The organism is Pseudoalteromonas sp. C12FD-1 (genome assembly GCF_037414265.1).
Classification (GTDB): Bacteria; Pseudomonadota; Gammaproteobacteria; order Enterobacterales; family Alteromonadaceae; genus Pseudoalteromonas.
Genome location: NZ_JBBEVD010000025.1, coordinates 1 through 1171, shown reverse-complemented (window position 1 = coordinate 1171; position 1171 = coordinate 1). Strand labels below are relative to the sequence as shown.

Annotated in this window: 1 rRNA gene; it reads right to left on the bottom strand. The window is 49.3% G+C overall.

What is annotated here, in order from left to right:
* A 23S ribosomal RNA gene (locus WDB87_RS00140) occupies positions 1-1151 on the bottom strand; the annotation flags it as partial.
* Positions 1152-1171 lie beyond the last annotated feature (20 nt).

Below are 1171 nucleotides of genomic sequence, written 5' to 3'. Positions count from 1 at the left end.
TGAATCCGCAGCTTCGGTGCATAGTTTAGCCCCGTTACATCTTCCGCGCAGACCGACTCGACCAGTGAGCTATTACGCTTTCTTTAAAGGATGGCTGCTTCTAAGCCAACCTCCTGGCTGTCTGGGCCTTTCCACATCGTTTCCCACTTAACTATGACTTTGGGACCTTAGCTGGCGGTCTGGGTTGTTTCCCTCTTCACGACGGACGTTAGCACCCGCCGTGTGTCTCCCGGATAGTACTTTACGGTATTCGGAGTTTGCAAAGGGTTGGTAAGTCGGGATGACCCCCTAGCCTTAACAGTGCTCTACCCCCGTAAGTATTCGTCCGAGGCTCTACCTAAATAGATTTCGGGGAGAACCAGCTATCTCCCGGTTTGATTAGCCTTTCACTCCTAGCCACAGGTCATCCCCTAACTTTTCAACGTTAGTGGGTTCGGTCCTCCAGTTGATGTTACTCAACCTTCAACCTGCCCATGGCTAGATCACCGGGTTTCGGGTCTATACCTTGCAACTATTCGCCCAGTTAAGACTCGGTTTCCCTACGGCTACCCTAAACGGTTAACCTCGCTACAAAATATAAGTCGCTGACCCATTATACAAAAGGTACGCAGTCACCCTCGAGGGGCTCCTACTGCTTGTACGTACACGGTTTCAGGTTCTATTTCACTCCCCTCACAGGGGTTCTTTTCGCCTTTCCCTCACGGTACTGGTTCACTATCGGTCAGTTGGGAGTATTTAGCCTTAGATGATGGTCCACCTATATTCAGTCAAAGTTTCACGTGCTCCGACCTACTCGATTTCACTCAAAATGCGTTTTCATGTACGGGACTATCACCCTGTATCGTGGCACTTTCCAGAGCCTTCCATTAACACATAATCAGCTTAAGGGCTGTTCCGATTTCGCTCGCCGCTACTATCGGAATCTCGGTTGATTTCTTTTCCTACGGGTACTTAGATGTTTCAGTTCTCCGCGTTCGCCTCGTTAACCTATGTATTCAGTTAACGATACCTGCAAGCAGGTGGGTTTCCCCATTCGGAAATCCTAGTCTCAAGCGCTTTTTACTAGCTTGACTAGGCTTATCGCAAGTTAATACGTCCTTCATCGCCTCCAACTGCCAAGGCATCCACCGTGTACGCTTAGTCACTTAACCATACAACCCAAACGGGTCTT